Origin of the sequence: Rosenbergiella australiborealis, from assembly GCF_018494035.1 — a bacterium.
Classification (GTDB): Bacteria; Pseudomonadota; Gammaproteobacteria; order Enterobacterales; family Enterobacteriaceae; genus Rosenbergiella; species Rosenbergiella australiborealis.
This window is the reverse complement of the sequence record NZ_JABBFO010000039.1, coordinates 1-864: the sequence shown is the minus strand read 5'-3', so window position 1 is coordinate 864 and position 864 is coordinate 1. Positions and strand designations below refer to the sequence as shown.

Here is an 864-nt window from a genome sequence, read left to right as displayed (position 1 = left end):
GCAGAAAGTGGTGCATGGTGTGGTGACGCATTTTAAGCGTATCAGTGGCTCACGTGACCAGGCGACGTACCAGATTATTATTGAGCCGTTCCTGTCTTTGCTGCGTAAGCAATTCCGTACCCACCGTTTTTTCGTCAACAAGTCGGTACCGGAAGTCGTCACCGAAGTATTACAGGAGCATGGCCTTAAAGGCTGGGAGTATGAGTTCACTCTCAAAGCCGACTATCCAAAGCGCGAACAGATCAACCAGTACAAGGAAAGTGACCTCGCGTTCATTGAGCGTTTGCTGGCCGAAGTGGGGATTTTTTACTTCTTCACCCTGCAGCCTGACACCCAGACTGAAGTGGTTCATTTCGCAGACAAGCAGAGCGCATGGACGTTCGGTAAGTCTCTGCCGCTCAGCAGCCTATCAGGAATGAGTGACAATGCAGCGGGTTCGGTCTGGGGGGTTAACGTCCGCCAGAACGTGGTTGAGCGTAATGTTACCACCAGTGATTACAATCACCGTGAAGCCCAGAATGTCCTGGCCTCTGTACCGGCGGACATGACCCGTGGCGACGGTGACGGTGTTACATACGGTGAGGTCTATCACTACCTACCGCGTCATCTTGAACGTGGTGACAAAATCACACCTTCAGCGGAAACCGGCAACTTCTGGGCACGTCTTGAACACGAGCGTTTTCTGTCAGGACAGACGACTATCAGCGGCTGCAGTAATGATGCCCTGCTTTCTCCGGCTCAGGTGCTGACTATCAGTGAACGTATGGTACCGCCGACACTGCCATTAGAAACGGACAACGGCATTATCATTATCCGAACGGGCTATATAGCGAGTCGCAAAGATGCCCTGATCGTAATGTGGGA

At 52.2% G+C, this 864-nt stretch carries 1 protein-coding gene; it reads left to right on the top strand.

Annotated elements, in window-relative coordinates; translation table 11 throughout:
* A partial coding sequence (locus tag HGT73_RS14595; protein ID WP_214215978.1) for a type VI secretion system Vgr family protein occupies window positions 1-864 on the top strand: 864 nt, incomplete at both ends.